The sequence below is a fragment of the Nocardiopsis dassonvillei subsp. dassonvillei DSM 43111 genome, from assembly GCF_000092985.1.
In the GTDB taxonomy this organism is placed as follows: Bacteria; Actinomycetota; Actinomycetes; order Streptosporangiales; family Streptosporangiaceae; genus Nocardiopsis; species Nocardiopsis dassonvillei.
This window is the reverse complement of the sequence record NC_014210.1, coordinates 5,660,828-5,674,706: the sequence shown is the minus strand read 5'-3', so window position 1 is coordinate 5,674,706 and position 13,879 is coordinate 5,660,828. Positions and strand designations below refer to the sequence as shown.

Sequence of the window (13,879 nt, the reverse complement as noted above, 5' to 3'; positions counted from 1 at the left end):
CCCTCTCCGCGCCTCCCGCGCGCGGAGCCTCCACCGCGTCCTCCCTGTCCCGCCCCCTCACCGGACCCCCTTGGCCCGGGGTCCTGCGGAGCCCGTCCGCGCCGCGTCGCGGGGCCGCGCGGAGCCGTCCGTCCCCGCCGCGCCGTCGGCACCCGTGTCCACCGGGACCGGGCGACCGGAGTCGGCGACGATCCGGCCGTCGTGCACCTCCACCCGTCTCGGCAGACCCGCGGCCAACTCCCTGTCGTGCGTGATCACGACCACGGTCACCCCGTCCCGGTGCAGCTCGCCGAGCAGTTCCATCACGGCCGCGCCCGAGGCCGAGTCCAGAGCCCCGGTCGGCTCGTCGGCCAGCAGCATCCGGGGGGAGGAGGCCACAGCGCGGGCGATCGCCACGCGCTGCCTCTGCCCGCCGGACAGCTCGTGCGGCCGGTGGCCGGCGCGGTCGGTCAGCCCGACGCGCTCCAGCGCCCGCAGCGCACGGCGCCCGCGCTCGCGTCTGGACGCGCCGGAGTACAGCAGGCCCTCGGCCACGTTGTCCACGGCCCGCACGTTGGGCGCCAGGTGGAACTGCTGGAAGACGAAACCGACCGAGCGTGCCCGCAGCGCGGACAGCTCGTCGTCGCGCAGGGACCCCACATCGTGCCCGAACACGCGCACCGTGCCCGAGGTCGGCGCGTCCAGGGTGCCGAGCAGGTTGAGCAGGGTGGACTTGCCCGAGCCCGAGGGGCCCACGATCGCCAGCATCTCGCCGCGGCCCACGACCAGGTCCACCCCGTCCAGGGCCCGTACACCGCCGGGGTAGTGGCGGCTCACCCCGGTGAACTCGGCCGCGTTCATTCGGGGACCACCACCTCGGTGCCCTCGCCGATCCCCTCGCCGCTGACCTCCACCCGGCCGTCCGAGAACCAGCCCGTCTCCACCGGCACGTCGCGCACGGTGCCGTCCGCGTCCACCACGGACAGTCCGTAGCGGTCCCCGGGCAGCGCGATCAGCGCGCCCACCGGCGCGGCCAGCACGTCCTCCCGCGACTCCCCGCGGGCGACCACGGTGACCGGTGCCTGGTCGAGGAAGCCCGCGGGGTCCTCCTCCAGGTCGATGACCACCTCCACGGTGGGGTCGCCGCCCCCGCCCGCGCCCTCCTCGCCCTCCTCGACGCTGGCGACGGTGCCGACGCTCTCCACCACTCCGGCGACGCTCTCCCCGCCGGGCAGTTGGACGGTGACCCCGGCGTCCTCGGTGAGCAGGTCGCGGTCGCCGACGGCCAGGTCCACACGCACGACCTGGCGGGTGGAACTGGTGGTCAGCAGCGCCGTCGCGGGCGCGACGCCCGCGCTGACGTCCACCTCGTGCCCGGTCACCCGCACCGCGCCGGACGTGTACCAGATCTGGGAGGGGTGCACCTCGCCGGTGACCTCCATGCCCTCGGTGTCGTCCTGCCAGCGACGGACGGCCTCGGCGGTCAGCCACGTGTACTCGTCGTCCACGGTGAAGCCCGAGTAGCCCAGTTCGGCCAGCGCCCGCTCGAACTGGCGCACGTCCTCGCCGCTGCTCCCCGGTTCCAGCGGCCGGTAGGCGGGCCTGTCCCCGCGCAGCAGGACCGTGGGCCTGCCGTCGATCTCCCAGGCGAGGTCGCCCGCGGTCAGTTCGGAGCCCACCCCGGGCAGCCGGGTGACCACGCCGTCGGAGCGGGCGAAGAACGTGCCCCCGCCCGCGTACCCCAGGGCGCCGTCGAGGTTCTCCTCGCGCAGCAGCGTGGTGCGTTCGATCCGCGCCGTCGGTCCGGGGTCGGGAGCCTCACCGTCCGCGGAACCCCCCGGCAGTCCTCGCACGGCCGCCCACGCCACGACGCACAGGAGCACGAGGGTGAGCAGCGCCGCGCCCAGCCACAGCGGACCGAACCAGCGGCGGGGCGGCCGCTCCTCCTCCCGCTCCTCCTCGGGGAGGAGCGCGGTGTCGGCGCTCACGAGTTCCCTCCTCCGGCCCCGGTGGTGCCGCCGAAGCCGCCGCCCTCTCCGAAGACATCCTCGGAACAGGTGGTCAACGCCTCGGTGTGCTCGTCGTCCTCCGGGTCCACGGGCAGCGTCAGGCTCTCACCGGGCCTGGGGTCGGGGATGTCGATCCCGTTCTCCCGCAGGCACTCGGCCATCTTCAGGTCCTGCTCGAACACTTCCTGCTGGTCGGGGGCGTCCTCGTCCACCGGGAGGTGCTCCTCGCAGGCCTCCAACGCCTCCTTGAACCCCTCCTGGTCGGCCTCGGGCAGGGCGAAGGCGACGCCGCCCTCGGAGTCGGGCTCGGGGTCGGGCATCTCGTGGCCGTTGTCGCGCATGCACTCGGCGAATTCCAGCCTGGCCTCCTCCGCGGACGTCTCCTCGCCTCCCTCGGCGCCGCCACCGCCGGACTCACCGCCGCCGAGGGCTCCGCAGCCGGTCAGCAGCAGTCCGGCCAGTGCCGCCCCGACGAGGGGGCCCGCTGTCACGCGCATGTCGATCACTCCTGTCCCGTGGGGGTGCCCCGTCCGGCACCTCTCCTGCGTGTCGCACGGCCCATGTCAGCGGAGCCCGGGTTAGCCGCCGGTTAGGGCCGCGGAGTCCGGCGGGGTTAACCTCCGCCTAACCGCCGGGACGGTAGTGCTGGTCCGGGGCGCCGCCATCGGGGTGCGGGCCGTGAGCGAGGGGGACGCATGAGGGTCCTGGTGGTGGAGGACGAACCGGCGCTGGCCGAGACCGTCGCCGAGGGGCTGCGCGGGGAGGGCATGGCCGTGGACGTGTGCCACGACGGCGACACGGGCCTGGAGATGGCCTGCGTGCACGGCTACGACGTCATCGTCCTGGACCGGGACCTGCCGGTCCTGCACGGAGACCAGGTGTGCGCGCGGGTGGTCGAGGCCCCCGGCGTCGAGGCCCGCGTGCTCATGCTTACTGCGGCCGGGGGTCTGGACGACCGGGTCGAGGGTCTGGACCTGGGCGCCGACGACTACCTAGCCAAGCCCTTCGCCTACGCGGAACTGCTGGCGCGGGTCCGCGCGCTGGGGCGCCGGTCCCGCCCGGGCGCGCGCCCGCGGCTGTCCCGGGCCGGGCTGGTGGTCGACACCAACCGCCGCACCGCCTTCCGCGAGGGCCGAGAGCTCTCCCTCTCCCCCAAGGAGCTGGGCGTGCTGGAGGAGCTGCTGCGCGCGGACGGCGCCCCGGTGAGCACGACCCACCTCGTCGAGAAGGTCTGGGACGCCCACTTGGACCCGTTCAGCGGCGTGCTCAAGGTCGTGGTGCACGGACTGCGCCGCAAACTCGGGGATCCGCCGGTGATCCGGACAGTCCCCGGCCACGGGTACCGGGTCTGACGTGCGGTCCATGGGGAGGGGGAGGGGCGGCGGGGCCAGGGCCGGGCTCACCCTGCGCGCCAGGCTGACCCTGGTCTACACCGCCGTCTTCGCCGCGGGCGGGGCGGTGCTGCTCGGGGCCAACTACGCGATGGTCTCCGCCAGTCTGGAGGCCCGGGGCGTCGACCTGGCCGCGACCATCGTCGCCTCGGGGGACGGAGGGGAGCCCTCCATCGCCGTCGGGCCCGCCGAGCTCGTGGAGTCGGCGGGGCCGTTCGATGAGGTGGAGAGGGCGTCCGGGCCGACGAGTCCGCTGGTCGACTACCAGGACGGTGTGCTCTCCGACCTGCTGACCACGTCGGTCGCCGTGCTGGTGGCCGTCGCCGCCCTGGCGGCCCTGGCCGGGTGGCTGATCGCGGGCAGGCCGATGCGCAGGCTGCACGCGGTCACCGAGACGGCCCGCCGCATCTCCGAGCGCGACCTGCACAGCAGGCTGGCGCTGACCGGTCCCGACGACGAGTTCCGGGAGCTCGGCGACACCTTCGACGGGATGCTCTCCCGGCTGGAGCGGGCCTTCGACGCGCAGCGGCGGTTCGTCGCCAACGCCTCACACGAGCTGCGCACCCCGCTGGCGGTCCAGAAGGCCGCCGTGGAGGTACCGCTGTCGCAGGGCCGGGTCCCCGAGGACCTCAGGCCCGCGTTCACCCGCGTGCTGGACTCGGTGGACCGCAGCGAACTCCTCATCGCGGGGCTGCTCCTGCTCGCCCGCTCCGACCGCGGCCTCGCCCGCACCGAGCCCGTGGACCTGGCCGGGGCGGCGGAGAACGCATCGGCGCTGCTCGAACGCGACGCGCGGGAGGCCGGGGTCGACCTGCGGACCGACCTCGCGGCCGCGGAGGTGGAGGGGGATCCGGTCCTGCTGGAGCACCTCGTGCGCAACCTGGTGGACAACGCGGTCCGCTACAACGTCCCGGGCGGGTGGGTCGAGGCGCGGGTGCGCACGGCGGCCGGTCGCACCGTGCTGAGGGTGGCCAACACGGGCGGGAACGTCACCGACCCCGAGAGCCTGTTCGAGCCCTTCCACCGGGGCGGCGACGCCCGGTTGCGCACCGCGCGGCCCGGCAGCGGCCTGGGCCTGGCCATCGTCCGCTCGATCGCCTCCGCCCACGGCGCGCGGGCCGAGGCCCGCGCGCGCCCGGGCGGGGGACTGGTGGTGACGGTCGGGTTCCCGGCCGCCGGGGGCTGAGCCCCGGTCCGCCGGGTCCGCCGATCGATCAGTGCTCCCCGGTCACGCTTTCGGACTCCCGCCGCCCCTCCGGCTCCGGCGCGGGGGCCGGACCCTGCGGAACCGTGAGCAGCCGGATCCCGTACGCCGCCAACAGGGCGCACACCACCGCGACCGCGCCGCCGATCCACCCGCCCGCGTAGGTCTCGCCCATGAAGGCCACGCCCACCACCGTGGCGGAGACGGGGTTGGCGAAGGTGGTGATCCCCAGCGGGGCGCCCAGCTCCATGCCCTGGTAGGCGGCCTGGGCCAGGAACAGCCCGAGCACCGCGATCACGGGAGTGGCCAGCGAGGACGCGTGCACCAGCCCGACCGCGCCGGTCTCCCCGATGACCGCCACCGCCGTCTTGACCGTGGCCGAGGAGACACCGAAGGCCACACCCGCCGCGCCCGCCAGCAGGTAGCTTCGCCAGGCCGCCGAACGGACCCGTCCCGCCGCCCACGCGGTCGCCAGCAGGAGCGCGGTCGTACCGCCGCCGACCACCACCGAGCCGGTGTCGTCGAGGACACCGCCCTGACCGCCGGTCACCGTCACCACCAGCAGCACGCCCAGTGCCAGAGAGGTGAACGCCGCGCCCCGCCACTCCTCGCGGGTGACCCGCCGCCCGCCCAGCCGGGCCGACCACGGGATGCCGAACACCAGCACCAGCACGCCCAGCGGCTGCACCACGGTCAGCGGCGCGTTGCTCACCGCCGCCACCTGGAAACCGGCCCGGCCCCCGTTGAACAGCAGCGAGAGCCACCACAGCGGGTGCCGCAGCAGGGCCGCGAGCTGCCCACCGCCGGTGAGCGGCCCTGCCACCCGTACCGCCAACCTGCGCTGGGCCACCGCGGCGGCCGTGTAGGCCGCACACGAGAGCAGCGCGAACACGATCCCCGACACCACGCCTGTTTCCATGACAGCGATGATCCCGCCGTCCCGGGCCAGGTTCGCCGCGGGGGCCGGGAAACCCCGGTCAGCACGGGTTTTCCGACCGAACGGGGACCCCGGCGGAGAAGCGGTTCGCGCAGGGGCGCGCCGGCGGCGCCTCCGGCCGACCCCTCAGACGCCGCCGACGGCCGACCCCCGGTACAGCGCGGCCACCACGCCCTCGATGTCGGGCTCGCGCAGGGTCAGGTCGACCACCTCGTGCCGCTGGGCGACGCGGGCGATCACCGCCGCCGGGTTCTCCGACAGTTCCAGCCACTGGCGCGGGCCGTCCACGCGCACGCACCGGCCGCCCTCCACCTCGATGTCCGGGGCGGGCTCGGCCAGGTCCACGACCAGCACGCGCGGCGCCGGCACGCTCGCGCGCAGCCCGTCCAGATCACCGTCGTAGGCCAGGCTCCCCCGGTCGATGACCACCACCCGCTCGCACAGGCGCTCCACGTCGCCCAGGTCGTGCGTGGTCAGCAGGATGGTCGTGCCCTCCTCGGCGTTGAGCCGCAGCAGGAACTCGCGGATGCTCGACTTGCTGACCACGTCCAAACCGATGGTCGGCTCGTCCAACACCAGCAGCCGGGGGCCGTGCAGCAACGCCGCGGTGAGGTCGCCGCGCATGCGCTGGCCCAGGCTGAGCTGGCGCACCGGGGTGGCCAGGAACGGCCCGAGTTCGAGGAGTTCGGTCATCTCGGCCAGGCGGCGGGCGTGGTCCGCGGCCGGAACGCGGTACATGTGCCGGGTCAGCTCCAGGCTGTCCCGCAGCGGCAGGTCCCACCACAGGGTGGTGCGCTGGCCGAACACCACGCCGATCCGGCCCGCCAGCCTCGTCCGCTGGCGGGAGGGCTCCAGACCGGTCACCCGCAGGTGTCCGGAGGAGGGGGTGAGGATGCCGGTGAGCATCTTCATGGTGCTGCTCTTCCCGGCGCCGTTGGGGCCCAGGTAACCGACGATCTCGCCGGGCCGCACGGTGAGGTTCACGTCGCGCACGGCGCTGACGGTGCGCCGCCTGCGCCGCAGGAACGGCCCCTCGGACAGGACGAAGTCGCGGCCCAGGCCGACGGCCTCGATGATCGGTTCGGCGGCGGACGCGTCGGACTCGCGGACGGAGGTCATGCTCAGCTCCCGGAGGATCGGTAGTGGCGCAGCCCGAAGCGCCAGCAGGCGGCGGCGACCAGGCACAGGACGACGGCGACGAGGGGTGTGGCGTGGCGCAGGGCGTCCGGCAGCCCCGTCGGGTCGGGGCGGTCGAGCAGGTACAGGACGGGCTGCCAGGTGACGAAGGCGAGCGGCAGCACGAAGGTCACCGCCCGCACGAGGTCGCGGCCGTAGATGGCCAGCGGGTACTCGGTGAGGGCCTGCCCGCCGTAGGTGACCGAGTTGGCCGCCTCCCGGGCGTCGGCGACGAGGAACTGGAGGCACGCCCCGATGACCCAGACCGCGCAGCAGATCGCGGTCCCCGAGGTCAGCAGCACGGGCAGCATCAGCACCCTGCCGGGGGTCCAGTCGATGTCGCACGCGGCCAGGGCGAAGACGACCACGACCGAGCCCGGAACGATCCGGCCCAGGCGGCGCGGCGCGAACCGGTCCGTCGCCATCTGCACCAGCGGCGGCACCGGGCGCACCAGCATCACGTCGAGCGATCCGGTGCGGATGTGCTCCCCCAGCCGCTCGACGTTGCCCAGGATCATGTCCGCCCAGGCGAAGGCGGTCGCGGCCAGTCCGGCGATGAGCAGCCCCTCGGCGAGGTCGAACCCCGCCAGCCGTCCGGCGTGGCCGAACACGACGAGGACGGCGCCGATCTCGGCGAACACCCCCACCGAGGTCGCCAGGGTCATCAGCACCAGCGAGGTCGGGTACTGGGCCAGGGCCCGGCACCAGGTCCAGGCCAGCAGCAGGTAGGCGCGCAGCGGCCAGGCCACGGACCCGCGGGCGCGGGAGATCAGGTCAGCCACCCTGGACCACCACCCTGCGGGTCGCGCGGGCGGTGAGCCACGCGCCCAGGCCGAACAGAGCGGCGGCCCACCACGCCTGGAGGGCCAGCCCGCCGAGCACGGCGCCGCCCGGCAGGGTGTCCTTGCCGAGCATGATCTCGGCGGGGATCTGGACCATCGACGCCCACGGCAGCAGCCGCAGGGTGTCGGCCAGCGCCGGGGGGAACAGGGTGAGCGGCAGTAGCATCCCGGCGGCCACCGGGCCGAGCAGCCCGGCCACCGCCCAGATCCCGCTGGAGTCCAGGAGCCAGAACCCGGCCAGTTCGTACAGGTAGCGCAGCCCGAACGAGACCAGCGTGGCCAGTACGGCGGACAGCAGGACGGCGGCCCAGCGGAGCGGGTCGCCGGGCAGGTCCAGGTCGAACAGCACCATCCCCACCGCGAACGTGGGCACCCCGCGGAAGACCAGGTTGAACGTGGCCCGGCCGAGGTCCTCGGCCAGCCACCAGCCCTGGAGGGAGACCGGCCGCAGCAGGTCGGTGCCCACGGCGCCCGAGCGCACCCGCTCACCCAGCTCCAGGGGCGGGCCCATGATGGCGACCATGCCGATCAGGCCCTGGCTGACGAACACCTGGGTGACGGCGTCCCCGGCGTCGTAGCCGTTGATCTCGGGGCGCGCCGCGAACAGGGCGAGCATGACGGTGGCGTTGATCGTGCCGAAGACGGAGTTGGTGAGGATCCCGGCGATCGTGGCCGCGCGGTAGGTGGAGTAGCGGTGCAGCCCTCGGGCGTACACCGCGAAGTAGACGCGCACGGGCGTGGACTCCTGGTGTGTCGAGACGTGCAGGTGGTGAACTACCGGTCTCGACACCGGGGGCCGGGGGAGACACGGGGGTCCGGCACGTCCCTGACGCACGGGGCTCAGGTCCGGGTCGCCGCGAGTGGCGAAGATAGCACACGCGGGGCCGCCGCCGGTCCCGATCGCGGCGCGGGCCGGGCGCGCGGAACGCGCATGTGATGACGGAGGCGGGGTCACGCCGGTGTCTCCCCTTGTACCGGCGGACCGCGCCGCCTCCGTCGCCCGCCCGGTCACGCCCCCTCCCCTCAACGGGGACGCACGGACCAGGCGGGGTTCTCGCTCCCGCCCCCTCGGCGGGGGTGCGGGGCGGGTGAGGTGTCCGCGCCCGCCTCCCCTCAGCGGGGTGCGGGACGGGCGGGGTCCTCACCCACGTGTGTCCAGCGGGGCGTACGGGCCAGGCGGGGCCCGGCTTCCGTTCCCCCAGTGGGGCGGACGGGGTCAGGCGAGGTCTCTGCCCCCGCTGCGCCCCGAGGCCGACATGCGCACGACGGTGGGCAGCCGCTCCAGTTCCAGGGACTCGCGCAGGGAGCCGACCCCCTCGTCCCGGCAGGCGTGCCACACCTCCACGGGATCGGCGTCCTCGGTCAGCACCAGGTCGAGCCACAGGCGCGGCTCCCGAGCGGACCCGGTGAACCTCGCCCTGCCACGGACCACGCGCGGGTGCGCGCTGAGCTGGGCGACCAGGGCGTTCCCGGCGGCGGACGGCGACACCTCGGTCCGCCCCGCCGCCGTGTCCGCGCCCACGAGCAGCCTGCGCGGGCGGTGGGCGCGGCCCTGGACCAGGAGCCAGCGCACGGCCAGCACGGTGAGCACCAGTGCGACCGCCGCCGCGGCATGGGGTGTCCAGGGCCAGGCCAGGGCCCGTGCCACCGGTTCGAGGCCGGTCAGCGTGGCGGCGGCGGGGCCGTCGCCGAACAGGCCGCCGCCGACGGCGAGTCCGGCCGCGCCGCCGGCCAGGAGCACCAGGCCCGTGAGGAACAGCCCGAGCCGGTTGCCCCGCGCGGTCCTCCTGCTGCGGCGGTGGGGGAAGCCCCGGATCGTGGACCGGGTCGGAGAGTCCCGGCGGGGCGCGTCGGCGCGTGTCGTACCGGTGCCGGTCGTGTCGGAGACCGCCGCGCCCTTGTCGGTCGTGCCCGGGGCGGTCCCGCCCGCGCTCGTCCTGCCCGTTTCGGCGCTGCCCGCGCCCGTGCCGCCCGTGTCGGTGCCGGACGGGTCCGGCTCCGGTGCGGATCGCTGTCCGTCCATGCTCACGCCTCCTCCCGCACCCGGACGCGGACCCCCGGAGTGCGGACCGGAACGAGTTCCTCCAGCCTCCGGCGCACGGCCGCGTCCACGTCCCGCCTCAGCCAGTGGGCGCCGCGTATGTGCGTGCGCGCCCGCACCCGCACCGTGCGGCGGCCCACCCGAACCCGGGCGCCGCGGACACCGTCCACCCCGCGCGCCGAGACGGCGAGGAGGTCGCGCAGCGCCCGCCGGGACAGGCCCACGGCCATGTCGCGGTCGTCGGTGCGCAGGACCAGGTGGCCGCCGTACCCGGGCAGCGACGCCGCGGTCAGCAGCGTCAGGCCCAGGGTGGCGGCGACACCCGAGGCCAGCATGGTCTCGGGCGCCTCCCACGGGACCGTGGCGGCGCGGGCGGCCATGCCGTCCACCGCGGGGAACGGCGCGGGCGCGCCGACGATGCTCGCGGTGATCACGGCGAGCACCAGCCCGGAGACCACCGCCACCGAGGCGGCGACCACGACGGCGGGCAGCGTCCGCCGGGGCCGGAAGACCCTCACCGCGGTCCGCCGGGCCCCGCGGTCCCCGCGCCGACCCCCGGGCGGGGGGCCGCCCGGGTCCGCGGACGCCTCGTGGGTCCGCGCCTCCTCCTGGAGGGAAGTCATCTCCGCTTCCTCCGATGGCTCAGCGCACCCGCGGCGCGGGTACGAGTTCGACGATCTCGATGTCGGTGCTGTGGACGGTCAGCCCGGTCAGGTTCTCCACCGTGGCGGCCACGTGCGCGCGGACCTCCTCGGCGGTGCGGGCGAGCGGGGAGGGGTAGGCGACGGCGATCTCCAGGCGCAGCCCCACGCGGGAGCCGCCCCGGCGCACCTCGGCGCGGGCCTTGTGGCCCTCACCCACCAGCCCGCCCAGCCGGTCGCCCAGGGGACGGGTGGACCGGTGCTCGGCGGCTGCCGCGCACGCCAGGCGGCGGACCGCCCGGTCGGACACGACCGTGGTGCCGCGCTCCTCGGGCGGCACCCGGGGCGCGTGCCGGTCCGGCTCGGCGCCGGACCGCGCACGCGCGCCGGGTGCTCCGGCGGCCTCCACCGACGCCCCGCTCCCCGCGGCGTCCTCCCCGGGGGCCGGTCCGCGGCTCCCCGGGGAGGCCTCGGCGGCGCTCACAGGCGACCACCGCGCTCACGGCGCGTGAACAGCTCGGCGAAGTCGACCTCGCCCTCGTAGGCCCTCCCCGCCAGGAAGCCCGCGGCTCCCAGGAGCAGGACCAGGAGGAAGGCCCCGAAGCCCCCGAAGGCGGCGGCGAGGCCGAGGACCGCCCCGAAGGCGAGTCCGACGATCGACCACATGGGTCCTCACTCCCTCACGTCGTGTCTGCCGGTGTGCCGCTGTCCGCTCCGCCGTCACCTGACCCTCGGCTCGGCGGCGGAACGGCTCTCCTCCTCGTCCGGCAGGTGGATGTCGTCCACGGTCACGTTGACCTCCGTGACCTCCAGGCCGGTCATCCGCTCCACACCGGAGATGACGTTGCGCCGCACGACGGCCGCCAGGTCGGGGATCGAGACGCCGTACTCGACGACGAGGTTGATGTCCACCGCGGCCTGGCGCTCGCCGACCTCCACGGCCACGCCGCGCGCCGCGGTGCTGGTGGAGGTGGAACCGGGGATGCGCTCGCGGACGGCGTCGAAGGCGCGCCCGGCCCCGCCGCCCATGTGGTGTACGCCCCGGACCTCCCGGGCGGCCATACCGGCGATCTTGGCGACCACGTGGTCGGCGATCGAGGTGCGCCCGGTGTCGGTGTTCAGCTCGTGGGAGTGCTGGGCGCGCACGGGGACGCTGCTCGTGCTGCCCGCCTCGCGCAGCTCGGCGGGGGCGAGTTCACTGCTCTGGGCGCTCTTCGCGGCCATGGTCGGTTCTCCTTGCGTTGTCGGGTGTTCGGTCAGGGGCGGAAACGGGCGTCCCGCCGTGGGCGGGTCCGTCCGCCGGTCCTTCGGACGGGGCCGTCGGGGCCGCTCTGAGCTGGACTGTCGGTCTTCCCCGAGCGGCGCCGCCGACTCCTCCTGCGGCGGTGTCGTGGCCTCTATCGCCCGTGGTCGCGCGAGGAGGCCGTGAAACGGGCCGCCGCGTCCACCACCACGTCCCGGCCGCCGGTCCGGGCGTGCTCCGGCGCGGCGCCGGGTGCGCGGGCCAGGGGCGGGGTCCCGGCCAGGGCGGCCCTCTCGGCGGCGCGCCTGGCGGCCGTCCTCCTGAGGCCGAACCTGATCTCTCCCATGGCGGTGCTCTCCTCGCTCGCTCGGCGCCACCCGTCGTGGCGCCGTCACAGGGGAGGACACGGGGAAGGGCCGTCGGCTCACGGCCATCATCGTGTGACCTGTGTCACTACTAGTGTGGGGGAGGCACGGGTGCGGGGCTGCCGTGTTCGGCACGAACCTGGGGTAGTTTCTCTGTGCTCGTGTACGGGGAGGGGTGGCCGCGGCGACGATGCACAGGGAAACCGCACTTCCGGAGAGCGTGCTCGTGGAGCGCGCCCAGGACGGGGACGACAGGGCGTTCGAGGACCTCGTCCGTCGGCACCAGGACACCGTCTACCGGATCGCCCTGCGTGTGCTGCGCGATCCCGCCGACGCGCGCGACGCGGCCCAGGAGGCCCTGATCACCGCGTGGCGCAGGCTTCCCGAACTCGCCGACCCGCAGAGCTTCCCCGCCTGGCTCAACCGCATCGTGGGACGGCGCGCCCTGAACATGCTGCGGGCCCGCAGGCCGGTGGAACCGGTGGAGGACGACGAACGGTTGGAGGCGAGGGAACCCGGACCGGCGGGGGAGACGCTCGCGGGCGACCTGCGCGAGGCGCTGCTCGAAGCGCTGTCGGGGTTGCCGCCCCCGCAGCGGATCTGCTGGGTTCTGCGCGAAATGGAAGGATTGGGCTATGAAGAGATAGCGGAGATCGTCGACACGACCCCGACCGCTGTGCGTGGACGTATTCACCGCGCGCGTACCCATCTCGTGGAGGCGCTTGAGCCATGGCGGTAGACCCGTCCGACGACCACGACCGACTGCCCTGCGGGACCTCGGTGGACGCACTCCTGAGGGACCTGCTGGCCGGTCGGCTCACCGAGCACGAGTCCTCCTGCGAGCACTGCCGGGCGGAGGCGGGTGAGCTGCGTCCACTCGTCGAAGCGGTGCGCCGGGACGACGAGGAGGAGGTCACCGCACCTCCCGGGCTGCTCACGGACGTCATGCGCGTGGTGCGCGCCGAGCGCCGCTCGGAGGGGACGATCGTCCTGAGCGGCTCCGGCCCCGGCGGCACCGAGGTCAGGGAGTCGGCCGTGGCGGCCATGCTCCGGACCTCCGTCGAGTCCGTTCCAGGGGTCGTGGTCGGCCGCTGCCGCGTCGAGCAGACCCGCGAGGGCCTCTCCGTCCGGGCCACGGCGCGGGTCGCCGTCGGCTTCCCCATCCCGGACGCCGCCGACGCCGCCCGACGCGCCATGCGCTCCCTGGCCGAACAGCGGCTCGGCCTGCCCGTCGCCCGCCTGGACATCGATGTCGTCGACCTGGACGATCCTGCCCCGGGACGGTGAGGGCGGAGCCGTCGGCGCCTACTCCTCCGCCTCGCGGCGCAGGCCGGGCACGCCGTCGGCGGGCCGGACCCCGTCGTCGCACAGCGCCAACCAGTCGCCGCGCGCGGGAACGAGCGCGAGCACGACGACGGTCAGTCCCATGGACATGAGCAGCGCGGACGCGAGCATCGTCTCGGGGGTCGCCCAGAGCTGGTCGTGGCCGTGGGTGTCGAACCAGATCCACGCGTGGTGGTGCAGCGGACTGCCCACCAGGGTGGCGGTGATCTCGGCGGTCGCCAGGAGGGCCACCAGGGAGGCGACGGCCCCGGTGACCAGGAGGGGCAGCGGGGGCCGGGCGCGCAGTGTGCGCACCGGCGCCTCGGAGCCGCTCGTCGTTCGCGGGTGCGGACCGCGGGCCCTGTTCTGCGGTTCGGTCCTGGTCACGTCGCGCTTCATGTGTTCCGTGTGCTCCATGCGTCTGTGGACGGAAGGCGTCCAACGGGAGGATGTCGTCATGGGGAGGACACACCGGTGCCGTTCCACCTCACGGTAGAAGCGCTGTGCGGCACGGCACATTCCGTGTGCGCGAAGCCGGGACGGCCGACGTCCCTGCTGCTCGGGCGGGCTTTCTGAGAGCGTCGCGGTCGCGGGAAGGCCGGTGCGGCAGCCGTTTCCCGGTCCCCGCCGGGAGCCGTCCGCCTCCGGGCGCGACCGCTTCGGGGACGTGCGCGTACCGTCGGAGTGGCCAGAGTCACCCTCCGTCGTTACCGGTCCTTCACGTGGGG

18 protein-coding genes are annotated in these 13,879 nt (G+C 74.8%); 4 read left to right on the top strand and 14 right to left on the bottom strand.

The genetic code is table 11. The features are described 5' to 3' along the window. Positions 1-57 precede the first annotated feature (57 nt). From NDAS_RS23630 to NDAS_RS23620, 3 genes are read right to left on the bottom strand one after another with little or no spacing between them, the layout of a single operon-like run. On the bottom strand, positions 58-840 hold the full coding sequence (locus tag NDAS_RS23630; protein ID WP_013155778.1) for an ABC transporter ATP-binding protein: 783 nt from the start codon (positions 838-840) through the stop codon (positions 58-60). After that, positions 837-1,967: a peptidoglycan-binding protein gene (locus tag NDAS_RS23625; RefSeq protein ID WP_013155777.1), complete on the bottom strand. Its 1,131-nt coding sequence runs from the start codon at positions 1,965-1,967 to the stop codon at positions 837-839. The genes NDAS_RS23630 and NDAS_RS23625 overlap by 4 nt, the downstream gene beginning before the upstream one ends. Beyond that, positions 1,964-2,485: a hypothetical protein gene (locus NDAS_RS23620; protein WP_013155776.1), complete on the bottom strand. Its 522-nt coding sequence runs from the start codon at positions 2,483-2,485 to the stop codon at positions 1,964-1,966. The genes NDAS_RS23625 and NDAS_RS23620 overlap by 4 nt, the downstream gene beginning before the upstream one ends. A gap of 198 nt (positions 2,486-2,683) precedes the next feature. Between NDAS_RS23620 and NDAS_RS23615 the strand changes: the two genes are divergently transcribed. After that, the gene (locus NDAS_RS23615) at positions 2,684-3,340 is read left to right on the top strand and encodes a response regulator transcription factor (RefSeq protein WP_013155775.1); all 657 of its coding nucleotides are present in this window, start codon (positions 2,684-2,686) and stop codon (positions 3,338-3,340) included. A 10-nt stretch (positions 3,341-3,350) separates the two neighbouring features. Further along, complete coding sequence (locus NDAS_RS23610) at positions 3,351-4,565, top strand: sensor histidine kinase (RefSeq protein ID WP_013155774.1); 1,215 nt, start codon at positions 3,351-3,353, stop codon at positions 4,563-4,565. A gap of 28 nt (positions 4,566-4,593) precedes the next feature. Here NDAS_RS23610 and NDAS_RS23605 read toward each other — a convergent pair whose 3' ends face one another. The 10 genes from NDAS_RS23605 to NDAS_RS23560 form a co-directional block, all read right to left on the bottom strand. Further along, the gene (locus NDAS_RS23605) at positions 4,594-5,502 is read right to left on the bottom strand and encodes a DMT family transporter (RefSeq protein ID WP_013155773.1); all 909 of its coding nucleotides are present in this window, start codon (positions 5,500-5,502) and stop codon (positions 4,594-4,596) included. 144 nt (positions 5,503-5,646) lie between these two features. Beyond that, positions 5,647-6,639 (bottom strand): ABC transporter ATP-binding protein, encoded by a 993-nt coding sequence (locus NDAS_RS23600; RefSeq protein WP_013155772.1) that lies wholly within the window; start codon positions 6,637-6,639, stop codon positions 5,647-5,649. A 2-nt stretch (positions 6,640-6,641) separates the two neighbouring features. Then, positions 6,642-7,478, bottom strand: coding sequence for an ABC transporter permease (locus tag NDAS_RS23595; RefSeq protein WP_013155771.1), 837 nt, complete (start codon positions 7,476-7,478; stop codon positions 6,642-6,644). Beyond that, on the bottom strand, positions 7,471-8,271 hold the full coding sequence (locus NDAS_RS23590; RefSeq protein ID WP_013155770.1) for an ABC transporter permease: 801 nt from the start codon (positions 8,269-8,271) through the stop codon (positions 7,471-7,473). The genes NDAS_RS23595 and NDAS_RS23590 overlap by 8 nt, the downstream gene beginning before the upstream one ends. A gap of 483 nt (positions 8,272-8,754) precedes the next feature. Then, positions 8,755-9,561 carry a hypothetical protein gene (locus NDAS_RS23585; RefSeq protein ID WP_013155769.1) on the bottom strand — a complete coding sequence of 269 codons (807 nt, stop codon included), beginning with the start codon at positions 9,559-9,561 and terminating at the stop codon, positions 8,755-8,757. Positions 9,562-9,563: 2 nt separating this feature from the next. After that, the gene (locus NDAS_RS23580; protein WP_013155768.1) at positions 9,564-10,202 is read right to left on the bottom strand and encodes a DUF6286 domain-containing protein; all 639 of its coding nucleotides are present in this window, start codon (positions 10,200-10,202) and stop codon (positions 9,564-9,566) included. A gap of 19 nt (positions 10,203-10,221) precedes the next feature. Further along, the gene (locus NDAS_RS23575) at positions 10,222-10,704 is read right to left on the bottom strand and encodes an Asp23/Gls24 family envelope stress response protein (RefSeq protein WP_013155767.1); all 483 of its coding nucleotides are present in this window, start codon (positions 10,702-10,704) and stop codon (positions 10,222-10,224) included. Continuing rightward, positions 10,701-10,886 carry a hypothetical protein gene (locus NDAS_RS23570; protein ID WP_013155766.1) on the bottom strand — a complete coding sequence of 62 codons (186 nt, stop codon included), beginning with the start codon at positions 10,884-10,886 and terminating at the stop codon, positions 10,701-10,703. The genes NDAS_RS23575 and NDAS_RS23570 overlap by 4 nt, the downstream gene beginning before the upstream one ends. Positions 10,887-10,940: 54 nt before the next feature. Beyond that, complete coding sequence (locus NDAS_RS23565; RefSeq protein WP_013155765.1) at positions 10,941-11,444, bottom strand: Asp23/Gls24 family envelope stress response protein; 504 nt, start codon at positions 11,442-11,444, stop codon at positions 10,941-10,943. A gap of 173 nt (positions 11,445-11,617) precedes the next feature. Continuing rightward, on the bottom strand, positions 11,618-11,809 hold the full coding sequence (locus tag NDAS_RS23560; RefSeq protein ID WP_013155764.1) for a hypothetical protein: 192 nt from the start codon (positions 11,807-11,809) through the stop codon (positions 11,618-11,620). Between the two features lie 209 nt (positions 11,810-12,018). Between NDAS_RS23560 and NDAS_RS23555 the strand changes: the two genes are divergently transcribed. Both NDAS_RS23555 and NDAS_RS23550 read left to right on the top strand, forming a co-directional pair. Continuing rightward, entirely contained in the window at positions 12,019-12,567 is a 549-nt protein-coding gene (locus NDAS_RS23555; protein ID WP_013155763.1) for an RNA polymerase sigma factor, read from the top strand. Further along, complete coding sequence (locus tag NDAS_RS23550) at positions 12,558-13,115, top strand: anti-sigma factor (RefSeq protein WP_013155762.1); 558 nt, start codon at positions 12,558-12,560, stop codon at positions 13,113-13,115. Before NDAS_RS23555 ends, NDAS_RS23550 begins: the two co-directional genes overlap by 10 nt. 18 nt (positions 13,116-13,133) lie before the next feature. On the opposite strand, the gene NDAS_RS23545 is transcribed toward NDAS_RS23550, so the two are convergent. Beyond that, positions 13,134-13,550 carry a hypothetical protein gene (locus NDAS_RS23545; protein WP_013155761.1) on the bottom strand — a complete coding sequence of 139 codons (417 nt, stop codon included), beginning with the start codon at positions 13,548-13,550 and terminating at the stop codon, positions 13,134-13,136. Positions 13,551-13,879: the final 329 nt, after the last annotated feature.